Below are 443 nucleotides of genomic sequence, written 5' to 3' on the forward strand. Positions count from 1 at the left end.
CACACACGTTGGGCGACACACGGCGTGCCGAGCGTCCCGAACGCCCACCCGCACCAGAGCACGACGGGCCGCTTCACGCTCGTCCACAACGGTGTCATCGAGAACGACGAGCAGATCAAGGCGACGCTCGACGTCCCGTTCCTCTCGGAGACGGACACGGAAGTCATCGTCCAGTTGATGGAGAAGAACTTCGTCGAACTCGGCGACGTCGAGGCGGCGTTCCGCAAGACGTTGTCTGAGCTCCACGGCTCGTACGCGATCGCGATGATCGACTCAGAGGATCAAGAGCGCCTCTACATCGGTAAGAACAAGTCACCACTCCTCGTCGGACTCGGCGACGGCACGTTCAACGTCGTGGCGTCTGACGCGATGGCGATGCTCCAAGTGACGGACCAGTACCTCGAGCTCCACGACGGCGAGATCGTCATCTTGACGCGCGAATC

1 pseudogene is annotated in these 443 nt (G+C 61.9%); it reads left to right on the plus strand.

Going from position 1 to position 443, the window contains the following annotated elements:
- Positions 1 to 443 (plus strand): annotated as a pseudogene (locus tag KNP84_RS15170) (glutamine--fructose-6-phosphate transaminase (isomerizing)); the annotation flags it as partial.

The organism is Exiguobacterium sp. s70 (genome assembly GCF_018618315.1).
Classification (GTDB): Bacteria; Bacillota; Bacilli; order Exiguobacteriales; family Exiguobacteriaceae; genus Exiguobacterium; species Exiguobacterium chiriqhucha.